Raw genomic sequence first — 14,223 nt, 5'->3', positions numbered from 1 at the left:
CCGACCACCGCCCGGCCACCGACGCGAACGACGCCAGCAACCCCTGGAACACCGTCGCCCGACCCACACCCACCACGCCCCGCAGCTGCTCCACCCGCGCGGCCGGAATCAGCACGGGGACGGAGCCGGCCCGGTAGGAGGAGGCCTGCTCGCCGCGCGGCCGGTCGGTCGGCAGGTCGAGCGCACTCGCCCCGGCCAGGGTCTCCGTCCAGTGAGCGAGCTGCTCCGCCAGCACCTCGTCCGTCAGCTCCTCGCGCTGCCAGACCGCGAAGTCGCCGTACTGCAGGTCGAGTTCGGGCAGCGGCGACACCTCGGCACCGGACGCGAAGGCCCCGTACAACAGGCCGAGTTCGCGCAGGACGATCCCCAGCGACCAGCCGTCGACCACCGCGTGGTGCACCACCAGGCCCACGGCCCACTCGCCGTCGCCCAGGCGGCCCACCACGATCCGTATCAGGGGACCGTCCGCGAGATCGAAGGGCTCCTCGGCCACCGAGTCCAGCCAGCCCGTCAATCCGTCCTCGCCGCCCGGCACATCGGCCACCGGCACCACCGGCGGACCGGCGGGAGCCACCACTTGGTGCAGAGCGCCATCGGTCCAGGCGAACCGCGTCCGCAACGACTCGTGACGGGCGATCACCTCACCCACCGCGCGTTCCAGCACGGGCACATCCAGCGCGCCCGAGATCCGCAGACCGCCGGCCACGTGGTACGCCGAGCCCGCCCCGAGCCGGTCCAGCAGCCACAGCCGCTCCTGCCCGAACGAGGCGGGGAACAGGAAGACCTCTTCGTCGAACTCGGCTTCAGACGTGAACTCGGCCTCAGACATGGCGATGTCAGCCCCTCCGGGATGTGTGGGATGTCGGGCGGTCGATCGGGCCCGGCTTCGAGGCTCGCAGCGAGCCGGTCCTCGTGACAGTCGGGAGGAACCCCTACGCGGCGCGGCGCCGGCGGCCTGCACGGGCTGTCCGGGATTCCCCCGACTGTCCGGGGCCGCCATCCGGCGGCGACGCTCGTATCCGGCCGGGGAGACGACCCGGCCCGACCGACACGAGGAGGAACGGGATGACCACCGCGACCGCGGTCACCACCTGCCCGGAGTGCGAACACGGCGTTGCCGTCCCGGAAGGGGTGCGCCAGAGCGAGATCGTCGAATGCGGCGACTGCCTGAGCGAACTCGAAGTGATCACCGTCGAGCCGCTGCTGCTCGCGCTCGCCCCGGAGGTCGAAGAGGACTGGGGCGAGTAGCCCGCGGGTCAGAACTCCCCGGACGCCGGGCGTCCGGGGACCGCCGCCGCACCTCCGGCGCCCGCCGACCCGGACGGTTCGGGCGGTTCACACAGCTCAGACAGTTACAGACCTGGAGGTCTCCGTGATCCGTGCCGGCGTCTACGGCGCGTCAGGGTACATCGGTGGAGAGTTGCTCAGACTGCTGCTCGGCCACCCCGAAGCCGACATCGTGAGTGCGGTGTCGACCAGGCTCTCCGGCCGCAGGGTGGACACGGTCCACCCCAATCTGCGGGGCAGCACCGATCTGCTCTTCTGCGCGCCGGAGGACGTCGCCGACTGCGACGTGATCTTCACGGCCCTGTCACCCTCGGTGGCGGCGGAGCTGATTCCCGGGCTCACCGGGAAGGCGCCGGTCGTCATCGACCTCAGCGGCGGCTTCCGGCTGCGCGACCCGCAGGTGCACGCCCGCTACTACGGTGAGCACTCCCGGCCCGAGCTGCTGACGGAGTTCGTCACCGGCTGGCCGGAGCGTTACCGCAAGGAGCTCACCACGGCCGGCCGGATCTCCATGCCCGGCTGCATGGCGAACGCGGCCACCCTCGCGCTGTACCCCCTGGCGGCCGAGGGCCTGATCCGCTCCGACGTCACCGTCGACGGCCGGGTCGGCTCCAGCGGCTCCGGAGTGAGCGCCGACGCCATGAACCTGCATGCCGAACGCAGCGGTGCCATGCGGGTGTTCAAACCGCAGCGGCACCGGCACGAGGCCGAGGTCGCGCAGGGCACCGGGCTCACCGTGCGGATGAGCGCGACCGGTGTGGAGGCGGTGCGCGGAGTGCAGGTGCTGATCCGCGTCCAGGCCGCCGACGGCGTCACGCTCGGCGAGCGCGAGCTGCGCAAGCTCTACCGCGCCTATTACGCCGACGAGCCGTTCGTCCGGATCGTCGCGCACAAGCGCGGCCTGTACCGGCTGCCCGAGCCGAAGATCCTCAACGGCTCCAACTTCTGCGACATCGGCTTCGCCACGGACCCGGAGGACGGCAGCGCGGTGCTCGTCGCCGCGCTGGACAACCTCGTCAAGGGCGGTGCGGGCAACGCCGTACAGACCATGAACATCCGCTTCGGCCGGCCGGAGACCCTCGGTCTCGGATTCACCGGTCTGCACCCGGTGTGAACCCGGACGACCGCAAGACCCGGAAGACCCGAAGGAGGGGAAGGCAGTGGCAGACGGACTGACCGTCGTGAAGTGCGGCGGCGCCGCCGGAGTGGACCCGGCCCGCGTGTGCGCGGATGTCGCCGCGCTGGTCAAGGCGGGCGAGCGGGTCGTGCTGGTGCACGGCGGCTCGGCCGAACTCGAACAGCTGGCGGCTCGGCTCGGCGTACCGCAGCGCACCATCACCGCGCGCAGCGGCGTCACCTCGCGGTACACCGACGACGCCACCCTGGAGGTGCTGACCCTGGCGCTGGCCGGGCAGGTCAAGCCGGCTGTCCTGGTGGAGCTGGCCGGACACGGGGTGCCCGCGGTCGGGCTGACCGGCCTGGACGCCGGCCTGCTGCGGGCGCGGCGCAAGACGGCGATCCGGGCCCGGGTGGACGGCCGCACCGTGTTGGTGCGCGACGACCACAGCGGACGTATCCACGAAGTCGACCCGGCCGCGCTCAAGGTGCTCCTCGACGCCGGGATCACCCCGGTCGTCTCGCCGCCCGCGCTCGCCGAGGACGGCCGACCGGTGAACGTCAACGCGGACCGCGCGGCGGCCGCCGTCGCCGTGGCGCTCGGCGCCCGGCGACTGGTGTTCCTGACCGCCGCCCCCGGCGTCCTGGCCGACCCGCGGGACGCGACCAGCCGCCTCGACCGCTGCGAGCTGCCCCTCGACGGCATCCCGCCGGGCGCCGAGGGCGGTATGGCCGTGAAACTCATCGCCGCACGCGAGGCGCTGGTCGGCTCGGTCCCCGAGGTGCTGATCGCGGACGGCCGGGTGGCCGAGCCGGTGCGCCGGGCGCTGGCGGGCGAATCGACGGCCGTCGTGCTGGCACCGCAGGCACCGCAGGACCAAGAGAACGACGATGTGCCGGGAGCGGAAGATGAGTGACCTCAAGCGGGTGCCACGGCGGGCCGTCCGTGCGCCACAAGCCCTGCCCGGCGCCGTCCCCGGCGAGCCCGCGTCCGCGGCGCCGCCCGCCCCCGGCACCCCCACGGCGGGCGGCGCCCGGCAGGCCCTCCAGCGGCTGCGGAACAGCCGCCGGACCGAACAGCGCATCGAACGCGCGGACCGCGACCGCAGCCTGCCGCTCGCCGCGGCCCAGCAACGGCTGTGGTTCCTGGACCGGTGGAACCCCGGCTCCGCCGCGTACAACGCGCCGCTCGCGCTGCGCCTGACCGGCCCGCTCGACCCGGCCGTCCTCGGCCGGGCGATCAGCGCGGTCGTGGAGCGGCACGAGATCCTGCGGACCCGCTACGGCAGCGCCGACGGCCTTCCCCACCAGATCGTCGAGGACCCGGCCCCCGTGCCGCTCGACCTCACCGATCTGCGTGAACTCCCCGGCGAGGAGCGGGAGAAGCACGTCACCGAGCTCATCGCCGAGGGCGCGGGCCGGCCCTTCGACCTGGCAGCGGGACCGGTGTTGCGAGCGAGCCTGTTCCGGCTCGCCGACGAGGAGCACGTCCTGCTCCTCAACATCCATCACATCGCCACCGACGGCTGGTCCACCGCGATCGTCTCGCGCGAGATCATGGCGCGGTACGCGGCCGAGGCGGCCGGGCTGCCCGATCCGCTGCCCCCGCTGCCCGTGCAGTTCGCGGACTACGCCGTGTGGCAGCGGCGCAGGCTCGCCGAGCCGTCGTTCGACAACCGGCTCGCCTACTGGACCGAGCGCCTCGACGGGCTGCCCGTGCTCGACTTCCCGAGCGACCGGCCGCGACCCAAGCAGCCGACCGGCGCCGGATCGGTACGCGAGAGCCGGCTGCCCGCGAGGCTGCAACAGGCCATGGTCGCCCTGGCCCGCAGCGAGCGCGTCACCGTGCTCACCGTCGCGCTCGCCGCCTTCCAGACGCTGCTGTCCCGCCACACCGGACAGGACGACGTCGTCGTCGGCTCGGTCGTCAGCGGGCGTACGGAGCCCGAGACCGAGCCGCTCGTCGGGTTCTTCGCCAACACCCTGGTCCTGCGCACCGACCTCTCCGGCGAGCCCACGTTCCGCGAACTCCTCGCCCGTACGAACGAGACCGTCGTAGGCGGTCTGATGCACCAGGACGTGCCGTTCGGCAGGCTCGTGGACGCGTTGCAGCCCGAGCGGGAGGCGGGGCGCAACCCGCTCTTCCAGATCTCCTTCACGCTGCAGAACGCCGCCGCGGACGGCGAGGACCTGGGCGGACTGCGCATCGAACAGGTGCCGCTGATCGTCGGCACAGCCCGCTTCGACCTGGCCTTCCAGCTCACCGAGGTGCCCGGTGAGGGCTACCGCGTGTGGATCGAGTACTCCACCGAGCTCTTCGACGGTGAGCGCATCGACCGGCTGATCGGGCACTACGGCCGGATCCTGGAAGCGGTCGTCGCCGACCCCGGGACACCCATCGGCCGGATCGAACTGCTCGACGACGCCGAACGCCACCAACTGGTCCACGGCGAGAACCGCACCGACCGGGAGTACGAAACCGCGGACTCGGCCCTGCACCAGCTCTTCGAGCGGCAGGCCGACCTGCACCCCGCACGGCCCGCCGTACGCTTCCGCGGCAGCACCCTGACCTACGGGGAGCTCGACACACGGGCCAACCAGCTGGCCCATCACCTGCGCGGTCTGGGCGTAGGCCGGGAGAGCCGGGTCGGCATCCTGATGGAGCGCGGGCCGGAGCTGATCGTCACCCAGCTCGCGATCCTCAAGGCGGGCGGCGCCTATGTGCCGCTCGACCCGGTTCATCCGGAGAACCGTCTCGGCTACATGCTCGAGCGGGCCGGCAGCACCCTGGTCGTCACCGAGGGCGCGCTCGGTGAGGTGCTTCCCGGGACGGTACGGCGCCTCGACTGGCGTGCCGCCGACTTCCTGGACGCGCTGGAGCGCGGCCCGCGGACCCGGCCGGACCTGCCCGTCCACCCGCGCAACCTGGCGTACGTGATCTTCACCTCGGGCTCGACGGGCAAGCCGAAGGGTGTTCTCGTCGAGCACCGCAGTGCCGTCAACTTCACCGCCTCGGCGGTGGAGATGTTCGGCCTCACCCCCGACGACCGGATGCTGCAGTTCGCCAACCCGGCCTTCGACGTCAGCGTCTTCGAGATCCACAGCGCGCTCGCCTCCGGCGCCACCCTGGTCATGGCGCCGCGCGCCACCCTCCTCGATCCGGTGTCGCTGGCCGCGCTGCTGCGCGCGGAACACGTCACCACCGCGGACATCCCGCCGTCCGTCCTCGCCGTCCTCGACGCGGCCGAACTCCCGGACCTGCGGAACCTGTTCGTCGGACTCGAACCGTTCCCCGGCGACCTCGTCGACCGTTGGCGGGACGGTGGCAGGCGGGCCTTCCACAACGGATACGGCCCCACCGAGACGACCGTCGCCTCCGTGGACCATCTGTGCGGTCCGCAGAACGGCTCGGCCAGCCCGCCCATCGGCCGGCCGCTCGCCAACCAGTACGCGTATGTCCTCGACCCGTTCGGCCGGCCCGCACCACGCGGAGTGGCCGGCGAGCTCTGGATCGGCGGCCTCGGGCTGAGCCGCGGTTACGCGGGCTCGCCCGGAGCGACCGCCGAGCGCTTCCTGCCCGACCCGTTCGCCCGCCCCGGCAGCCGGATGTACCGTACCGGCGACCTGGCGCTGCGGCGCGGCGACGGCGAACTGGAGTTCTTCGGCCGGGCCGACACCCAGGTCAAGATCCGGGGCCTGCGGATCGAGCCCAGCGAGATCGAGCAGGTGCTCTCCCGGCACGCCGAGGTGCGCCAGGCCGCGGTCGTGGTCCTCGACGCACCGCCGGAGGGGCCGCGGCTGGTCGCCTACGTCGTACCGGCGCCCGGCGCCCGTCCCGAGCCCGCCGCGCTGCGCGCCCATCTCGCCGAGGACCTCCCGCCGTACATGCTGCCCAGTGCCTTCGTGACGCTGGACGCCCTGCCGTTGACCCCGAACGGCAAGCTGGACCGCAAGAGACTGCCCGAGCCCGAGCAGCGGGCCCGCAAGGACCGTCAGGCCCCGGCGACCGGCACCGAGCGTGCCGTCGCCGGCATCTGGGCGGGACTGCTCCCCGACAGGGAATTCGCCCGCGACGACAACTTCTTCATGGTGGGCGGCAACTCGCTCCAGGCGACCCGGCTGCTGGCCCGGGTCGAGGAGGTGCTGGGCGCCGAGATCCAGCTCAGGCAGCTCTTCACCCACGCGACGGTGGAGCAGCTCGCGGGACTGGTCGACGCCGTGCGAGGGTCGGCGGCCCCGAACCCGTCCGCCACCGACGGCGGTTCACCGGCCACGCGTGATGCCTCCGGCCCGGCGGCCGCGGCCGCTCCCGTGGTGCTGGCGGCCGGTGGGGAGCGTCCCGTCTTCTTCTGCATCCACCCCAGCGGCGGCTCGGTCGCCCCCTACGTCCCGCTCGCCGCCGGCCTCCACCCGGAGCAGCCCCTGTACGCGCTCGAGGCGCCACGGCTGTCTGCCGGGGAGGCCGACCCGGTCGCGGCGCTGGCCGCGGCGCACGCCGGGACGATCCGGGCCGCGCAGCCCGTCGGCCCGTACTACCTGGGCGGCTGGTCCACCGGCGGCGCCCTGGCCTTCGAAACCGCCCACGCGCTGCGGGCGACGGGGGCGGAGATCGCGGTGATCGCACTGCTCGACACCGATGTGCCGCCCGAACTGGCCGAACCGCCCAGCACCGCCAGGGCCCTCGCGCTCTACGCCGCCGACCTGGCGGGACTGCGCGGTCCGGGGGCCGCCGGGGCGCCCGGCCTGGACGACATCGACGCACTGGACTACGAGGAGCAGATCGCCGTGGCCGCACGCAGACTCGCCGCATCCGAGCTCGCGCCCGACGCCGACACCGGCCTGCTCGCCGCCCGTATGCACACCTTCGTCACGACCGTGCGCGCCGGAGCCGTCTGGCGCCCGCGGACCACGGACGTCCCCCTCGCACTGCTCACCTCCGACGCCCCCGAGGCCGACGAACGCGCCCGCTACTGGCAGACCCGTACCACCGGCGGGTTCACCCACCGCCGCGCGCCCGGCGACCACTACGCCATGGTGGCGCCGCCGCACGTCGGCGCGGTCGCCGACCTGCTGCAGGAGATCCTCGACGGGGCCGTCGCCGCACACCGGGGAGCCCAGGCATGAGCGGCGTCGGCGCGGCCGCCGGCCCCACGGACGGATGGCTCACCCCGCGCCAGCGCGCCTTCCGTCAGGAGGTGCGGGAGTTCTTCGCCGAGGACCGCGTCCGCAAGGCCGTCGACGTGATGCAGGACTACGGCCCGCGCGAGGAGAGCGGCCTGCTCGATGTGTACCGGTGGCTGGGCGAGCGCGGCTGGCTGGCCCCGGCCTGGCCGGTGGAGTACGGCGGGCTGGGCCTGTCGGCCGTCGAGGCGGGCATCGTCCTCGAGGAGATGGTGCTGCACGGCGTCCCCGAGGACCAGCACGTCCTGAGCATCGGCACGGTCGGCCAGTTCCTGCTGGAGGCGGGTACCCCCGAGCAGTGCGCCCGGCACCTGCCGGCGCTGGCCCGGGGCGAGGAGATCGCCACCGTCCTGTTCACCGAGCCGCACTGCGGCTCGGACCTCGCGGCGCTGCGCACCAGGGCGGTGCCGGACGGCGACGGCTGGCGGCTGTCGGGGCGGAAGATCTTCAACCAGAAGTCGCAGTTCGCCGAGTGGGCGCTGTGCGCGGCCCGCACCGGCGAAGGCCCGGTGAAATACCACGGCATCACCCTCTTCCTGCTGCCGCTGCGCTCGCCCGGCGTGGTGATCAACCCGGTGTGGAGCATGGGCAACGAGCGGTTCAACGAAATCGTCGTCGAGGGTGTGCGGCTCACCGCCGACCATGTGGTCGGACAGGTCGACGAGGGCTGGCAGCCCGTCAACGACATGCTGCTGCTGGAACGCACCGGCATGGACTTCCAGGCCAAGCTGCGCCGCTGGCTCGACGCGGTCGTCGCGGACGCACGCCGCACCGGCCGGATCACCGAGCCCGGCTACGCACGGAGCCTGGCGGAACTCGACGCCCGGCTCCGGGCGGGCCGCGCGCTCGCCTGGAGCATGGTGCGCGCCCAGGCGGCCGGGCAGCCCGACCCGGTGGCGTCGGCCGCCTCCAAGTGGTTCATCACCCAGCAGTCCGACGACGTCGTCCGCCTCGGCGTCGAAGTCATGGGCCTGGACGGGTTGTTGAGCAGCTGGGACGGCGAGGCCCCCGACCTCGGCCGGCCGGAGGCCGTCTACCGGCAGAGCCCCGCCCACACGCTCGCCTCGGGCACCTCCGAGGTGATGCTCCAGATCATCGCCGCCGCCGGGCTCGAACTCTTCTCCTGAAGCCCGGCCTCTGCTCCTGAAGCCCGACAGCCCGGCCCGTGAGCAACGGGATCCGAGAGCGTGAGAGGACCATCCACATGACCTCCGTAGCGGCCCTGCCGGCCGAACTCGCGGAACTCTTCGAGGGCGACCTCGCACCCGTCCTGAGGAGGATGGGCGAGCGGCCCCTCGGAGGCGGACCGGTCGCCCCGGAGCAGTCCGACGCCCGGGCGGCGGTCTGGGAGACCCTCGCCGCGACAGGGGTGCTCGACGCGGTCGTGGACGGCACCCAGTCCCCCGAACACCTCATGGCCCTGGGCGACATGATGGGCGGGTCCCTGCTCCGCAGTCCCTACCAGGACACGGCGGCCGCCGCCGAACTCATCACCGCCCTCGGCGCGCACGACAGCGATGCCTACGCCGATCTGCTCGACGCCGTCGCGGACGGCGCCACCACCGTCGCCCTCGCGCCCCGGGCCACGGGCACCGACGACCCGTACGAGCCCTCACCGCTCGTCCTCGGCGAAGGCCCCTCGGGCCCCTGGGTCCGCGGTCACCGCCGGTTCGTCTCCTGCGCCGACTCCGTCGACTGGATCCTCGTCGTCGGTACGGTCGCCGCGGGCACGGCCCTCGCCCTGGTGCGGGCCGACGACCCCGGCGTCACCCTGCGGCGTCACGACGACATCAGCCGCGGCGACCTGCACACCGTCGAACTTCACGAAGTGCCGCTTTACGGCGGCCGGTTGATCGGTGACCCGGGGCTCGCGAGGCACGCCTGGCACCGGGCGCTCGCCACCGTCCGCATCCGGCACGCCGCCACCCTGGTCGGTCAGGCGCAGGGCGCGCTCGCCCTCGCCGTCGAGCGGGCCAAGAGCCGGGTCCAGTTCGACCAGCCGCTCGCCCGGCACCAGAGCGTGGCGTTCACCCTCGCCGCGCTCTTCGCCAGGATCACCGCGGTCCGCTCCTTCGTCGAGGAGACCGCCCGAGCCCTGATCGACGGCGCCGAGGCCGACCTGGCCGTCCTCCAGGCCCTCGCACTCGCCGCCGACCTCGCACGCGATGCCGCCGCCCAGGGGCTCCATGTGCACGGCGCCCACGGCATGACCGAGGACGCGGACATCCAGCTGTACTTCCGGCGCGCCGCGCTCGACGCCGTGCTGTGGGGCAGCCCCACCCAACTGTGGAACCGGGCAGCCACCCTGCTGTGATCCCGCGCTCCCACCTCCGACGAAAGGAACGGCCATGTCCCCACAGCCCGAGACGGCCGAGGCCGTCGACCCCGTCCCGATCCTGCGCCGGCTCATCCGCTTCCGCAGTGTGAACCCGCCCGGCGAGGAGCGCGGCTGCGTCGAGTACATCGCCGCGCTGCTCGCCGAGGCCGGCATCGAGTCGCGGCTGATGGGCCCCGATCCGGAGCGGCCCAACCTGATCGCCCGTGTTCCGGGACGGGGCGAGGCGCCCCCGCTGCTGCTGCACGGACACTCCGACGTGGTGCCCACCGACGGTCAGGAGTGGACCCACCCGCCGTTCGAGGCGCTGCTCATCGACGGCGAGGTCTGGGGCCGCGGGGCCATCGACATGAAGGGCGGGCTCGCCATGATGCTCGCCGCGCTGCTCACCCTGCGCGCCCGGGGCGAGGCACCCGCAGGCGATGTCCTGCTCGCCGTCGTGTCCGACGAGGAGAACGGCAGCCGGGTCGGCGCCGGCTGGCTGGCCACCCACCACCCCGAGCTGTTCGAGGGCATTCCGTACTGCATCGGCGAGGACGGCGGCGCGGTGCTCACCGCCGACCCGACCCGGCGCTTCCACCCGATCGGCGTCGCCGAGAAGCGGGCCTGCTGGCTGCGGCTCACCCTGCGCGGCCGCGGCGGTCACGCCTCCCGCCAGGGCTGGCCGAACCTCGCCGTGCACCAGCTCACCGAGGTGCTCACCGCACTGCGCGACGGCCGTCTCCCCGTCCACCTCACCCCCGCTCTCGACCGGATGCTCCAGGAGATGAGCGCCGTCGTCGGTGACGAACTCGCGGCGGAGCTCGCCGCGTTGCGCAAGGGTGAGCGCACGACCGTGCCGTACGAACTGATGGACACGGCGGACGCGGTCTACCTGGACTCCACCATCCGGCACACGGTGAACGCGACGATCATCCGCACCCCCGAGAAGATCAACATGATCCCGGCGGAGATCACCGTCGATCTCGACGGCCGCATCCTGCCCGGTGACTTCGGCGTCGATGACTATGTCGCCGAACTGAGGGCCCTGCTCAACGAGTTCAGCGCCTCGGGCCGGCTCGGGGACGAGGTGGGCATCGAGCTGCTGCTCGAAGGGTCCCGCAACCCCAAGGCCGAGCCCGAGTTCGGCCCGTTCTACGAGCGGCTGGTGGAGATCCTGCGCGACGCCGACCCCGAGGGCGTTCCGATCCCCATGATCACGCCGGCCTCGACCGACGCCCGGCTCTTCGCCAACCTCGGCATGGACTGTTACGGCTGGCTGCCGATGCTGCTGCCGGCCGGCTCCCGCTACCAGGAGAACATGCACGACGCGGACGAGCGGGTCCCGGCCGACGCGGTCCGCTTCGGCGCCGACTGCCTGTACCGACTGCTGATCGACCACCCCTGACCCACCCGCACCCGGCCGACCGTCGTACGCCGCGGCACGGCCCCACCGCCCGGCCCGTGGCCCGAACCGCCGCGCCACGGGCCGACGTGCCCGTGAACCCTGCCCGGAACCCGGAGGAGAACCATGTCGTTCCGCCCCGCCGACCTCGTCGAGATGCTGCGTGCCCGAGCCGCCGCCACACCCGAGGCCACCGCGTACATCCTGCTCGAGGAAGACGGCTCGGAGCGCCGGCTGTCCTACGGTGAACTCGACACCCGGGCCCGCGCCACCGCCGCCGCCATGCAGCAGCAGGGCACCGCCGGAGGCAGGGCCCTGCTGCTGTACCCGCCGGGCGAGGAGTACATCGTCGGCTTCTTCGGCTGCCTCTACTCCGGCACCGCGGCCGTCCCCGTCTACCCGCCCTCCGGCAAGCGGGGCCTGGACCGGCTGATGGACATCGTCATCGACGCCGAGGCGACCGTCGCGCTCACCGACGACTCCAGCCTCCAGCTCATCCAGGCCATGGGCGACAGTCTCGGCGCCCTCTCCGAGCTGGCCTGGACGGCCACCGACATCGTCGCCCGCGAAGCGAGCGGCGCCTGGGCGGAGGTCGCCCCCGGCGGGGACGCGCTGGCCTTCCTGCAGTACACCTCCGGCTCCACCGGCTCGCCCAAGGGCGTCGTCCTGCGGCACGCGAACCTGATCGAGAACTCCCGCACCATCGCCCGCGCCAACGGATCCACCCGCGACAGCGTCGGCGTCAGCTGGCTGCCGCCCTACCACGACATGGGTCTCATCGGCGGCATCCTCCAGCCCCTCTACAGCGGCTTCCCCTGCGTGCTGATGGCGCCCATGACCTTCCTGCGCCGCCCGCTGCGCTGGCTCGACGCGATCAGCCGGCACGGCGGCACCATGAGCGCGGCACCCGACTTCGCCTACGCCGAGTGCGTCCGGCGGGTCACCGAGGAAGAGGCAGCCGGACTCGACCTGTCCAGCTGGGAACACGCCATGATCGGCGCCGAGCCGGTCCGCAGCCGCACCCTCGACGACTTCGAGCGGGTCTTCGGCCCGGCGGGATTCCGCCGCTCCTCCTTCCACCCCTGCTACGGACTCGCCGAGGCCACCCTCTTCGTCACCGGTGGCAAGCCCGGCGCCGAACCCCTCGCCGTCACGCTCACCGAGGACGGTCCGAAGCCGCCGGCGGAGGGTGCCGCGGGCACCACGCTCATCGGCTGCGGCGACATCCAGGGGGAGGACAGCATCCTGGTCGTCGACCCGCAGACGCTGCTGCCCGTCGGGGAGGGAGGGACCGGCGAGGTCTGGGTCGCCGGCAAATCCGTCGCCCAGGGCTACTGGCGCCGCCCGGAACTCACCGAGTCCACCTTCCGCGCCGAACTCGCCGAACCCGACGGCCGTACCTATCTGCGCACCGGCGACCTCGCCTTCCGCCACCAGGGCGAACTCTTCATCACCGGCCGGATCAAGGACCTCATCGTCGTCCGCGGCCGCAACCACTACCCGCAGGACATCGAGTACACCGCGGAACTCAGCCACGAACTCCTGGTGCCCAACCGGGCAGCCGCCTTCGGTCTCGACGACGGCACCGGGGAGAGCGTCGTCCTTCTCCACGAGGTCAGCCGCAAGTTCCGCGACGAGGACGCCGACGCGGTGCTCACCGCCATCCGGACCGCCGTGACCGTCGAGCACGGACTCGCCCTCCACGACATCGTGCTGGTCAGGATGGGCGCCCTGCCGCGCACCTCCAGCGGCAAGATCCGCCGCCGAGCCACTCGTGAGCGCTACACCGCCGGCGACCTCCAGGCCCTCGCCAACGGCACCGGGTCCACCCCCGTGGGCGACAGCGCCGTCGGTCTCTTCACCGACGATCCCATCGGGGCGGACGTCCTGGCCAAGGCCGCCGACGCCCTGGGCACCACCGTGGACCGGATCTCCGCGACCCGGCCGCTGGTCGTGCAGGGCCTCGACTCCCTGCACGCGGTCCGGCTCCGCTCGGCCCTGGAGGCCGAGCACGGCGTCGAGGTCCCGCTCACCGCACTGCTGGGCGAGACCACGGTCTCCCAACTCGCCGACCTCGTACGGTCCTCGGGCACCGGCACACCCGGCGCCGCCATCACCCGTCGTACCACGGACGCCGACGCGCCGCCGGCCGCCTCGTTCGGGCAGGAGCGGCTGTGGCTGCTGGACCGGCTCGGGGCGGGCTCGGCGTACCACGTGGCCGGCGGTCTGCGGATCTCGGGCGCGCTGGATGTGCCCGTGCTGGAACGCGCGGTGGGTGAGGTGATCGCCCGTCACGAGTCGTTGCGGACGCGGTTCGCCTGGACCGACGAGGGTCTGCGTCAGATCGTCGACCCGACGGCCGGTGTCCCGGTGCCGGTGGTCGACGTGCCTGGTGGCGAGGCTGGCGTGACGGCCTGGCTGGACTCGCAGACCCGGCAGCCCTTCGACCTGGCGGCGGGTCCGCTGGTACGGGTGGCGGTGGGCCGGGTCGGTGCGGGCGAGTGGGCCGTGGGCCTGGTGGCGCACCACGCGGTGGTCGACGGCTGGTCGCTGGGGATCGTCCTGCGCGAACTCGGCCTGGTGTACGGGGCTTTCACATCCAATGCCGAGGTGTCGCCGCTGCCCGAACTCGACCTGCGGTACGGCGACTTCGCGGCCTGGCAGCGGGAGACGCTCGAAGGTGACGCCCTGGAGGCGGGCCTCGATCACTGGAAGACCACGCTCGACGGCGCGACCGGCCTGGAACTCCCCGCGAAGGTCTCCCGCAGCGACAACCACGCCTCCTACGAACTTGGCGTACTGCCGGTCGCCGTGCCCGCTGTGGTGGTGGAGCAGCTGCGGGGCGTGGTGGGTGTGGGTCGGGCGACGGTGTTCCAGGGGTTGCTGGCGTCGTTCGCGTCGGTGGCCGGGCGGTGGTCGG

General features: G+C 73.0%; 9 protein-coding genes. 8 read left to right on the top strand and 1 reads right to left on the bottom strand.

All coding sequences use genetic code 11. The annotated features are described in order from the left end of the window. Window positions 1-829 (bottom strand): condensation domain-containing protein (locus ACFWBB_RS41020; RefSeq protein ID WP_385283920.1); only part of this gene is annotated, 829 nt, incomplete at its 3' end. Window positions 830-1,065: 236 nt separating this feature from the next. Here ACFWBB_RS41020 and ACFWBB_RS41015 point away from each other — a divergent pair. The 8 genes from ACFWBB_RS41015 to ACFWBB_RS40980 form a co-directional block, all read left to right on the top strand. Continuing rightward, complete coding sequence (locus tag ACFWBB_RS41015) at window positions 1,066-1,248, top strand: lysine biosynthesis protein LysW (protein WP_385283917.1); 183 nt, start codon at window positions 1,066-1,068, stop codon at window positions 1,246-1,248. A 124-nt stretch (window positions 1,249-1,372) separates the two neighbouring features. Continuing rightward, the gene (gene argC / locus ACFWBB_RS41010) at window positions 1,373-2,401 is read left to right on the top strand and encodes an N-acetyl-gamma-glutamyl-phosphate reductase (protein WP_385283915.1); all 1,029 of its coding nucleotides are present in this window, start codon (window positions 1,373-1,375) and stop codon (window positions 2,399-2,401) included. A gap of 46 nt (window positions 2,402-2,447) precedes the next feature. Beyond that, entirely contained in the window at window positions 2,448-3,320 is an 873-nt protein-coding gene (locus tag ACFWBB_RS41005; protein WP_385283913.1) for a [LysW]-aminoadipate kinase, read from the top strand. Next, window positions 3,313-7,527: an amino acid adenylation domain-containing protein gene (locus ACFWBB_RS41000; protein WP_385283910.1), complete on the top strand. Its 4,215-nt coding sequence runs from the start codon at window positions 3,313-3,315 to the stop codon at window positions 7,525-7,527. The genes ACFWBB_RS41005 and ACFWBB_RS41000 overlap by 8 nt, the downstream gene beginning before the upstream one ends. Next, window positions 7,524-8,711, top strand: a complete 1,188-nt coding sequence (locus ACFWBB_RS40995) for an acyl-CoA dehydrogenase family protein (protein ID WP_385283907.1) — start codon at window positions 7,524-7,526, stop codon at window positions 8,709-8,711. The genes ACFWBB_RS41000 and ACFWBB_RS40995 overlap by 4 nt, the downstream gene beginning before the upstream one ends. Before the next feature lie 77 nt (window positions 8,712-8,788). Beyond that, entirely contained in the window at window positions 8,789-9,898 is a 1,110-nt protein-coding gene (locus ACFWBB_RS40990) for an acyl-CoA dehydrogenase family protein (protein WP_385283904.1), read from the top strand. 34 nt (window positions 9,899-9,932) lie between these two features. After that, window positions 9,933-11,306, top strand: coding sequence for a M20/M25/M40 family metallo-hydrolase (locus tag ACFWBB_RS40985; protein ID WP_385283901.1), 1,374 nt, complete (start codon window positions 9,933-9,935; stop codon window positions 11,304-11,306). A gap of 123 nt (window positions 11,307-11,429) precedes the next feature. Continuing rightward, window positions 11,430-14,223: AMP-binding protein (locus tag ACFWBB_RS40980; protein WP_385283898.1), on the top strand; the 2,794-nt coding region annotated here is incomplete at its 3' end.

It is taken from the genome of Streptomyces sp. NPDC060000 (assembly GCF_042737375.1).
In the GTDB taxonomy this organism is placed as follows: domain Bacteria; phylum Actinomycetota; class Actinomycetes; order Streptomycetales; family Streptomycetaceae; genus Streptomyces.
The sequence above is the reverse complement of the archived record's forward strand: the minus strand, read 5'-3'. Positions and strand labels throughout refer to the sequence as shown.

Excerpts from the sequence above, each read along its gene's own strand:
- ACFWBB_RS41015 (WP_385283917.1), top strand. The coding sequence starts at position 1,066 with ATGACCACCGCGACCGCGGTCACCACCTGCCCGGAGTGCGAACACGGC.
- ACFWBB_RS41000 (WP_385283910.1), top strand. The coding sequence starts at position 3,313 with ATGAGTGACCTCAAGCGGGTGCCACGGCGGGCCGTCCGTGCGCCACAA.
- ACFWBB_RS40995 (WP_385283907.1), top strand. The coding sequence starts at position 7,524 with ATGAGCGGCGTCGGCGCGGCCGCCGGCCCCACGGACGGATGGCTCACC.
- ACFWBB_RS40990 (WP_385283904.1), top strand. The coding sequence starts at position 8,789 with ATGACCTCCGTAGCGGCCCTGCCGGCCGAACTCGCGGAACTCTTCGAG.
- ACFWBB_RS40985 (WP_385283901.1), top strand. The coding sequence starts at position 9,933 with ATGTCCCCACAGCCCGAGACGGCCGAGGCCGTCGACCCCGTCCCGATC.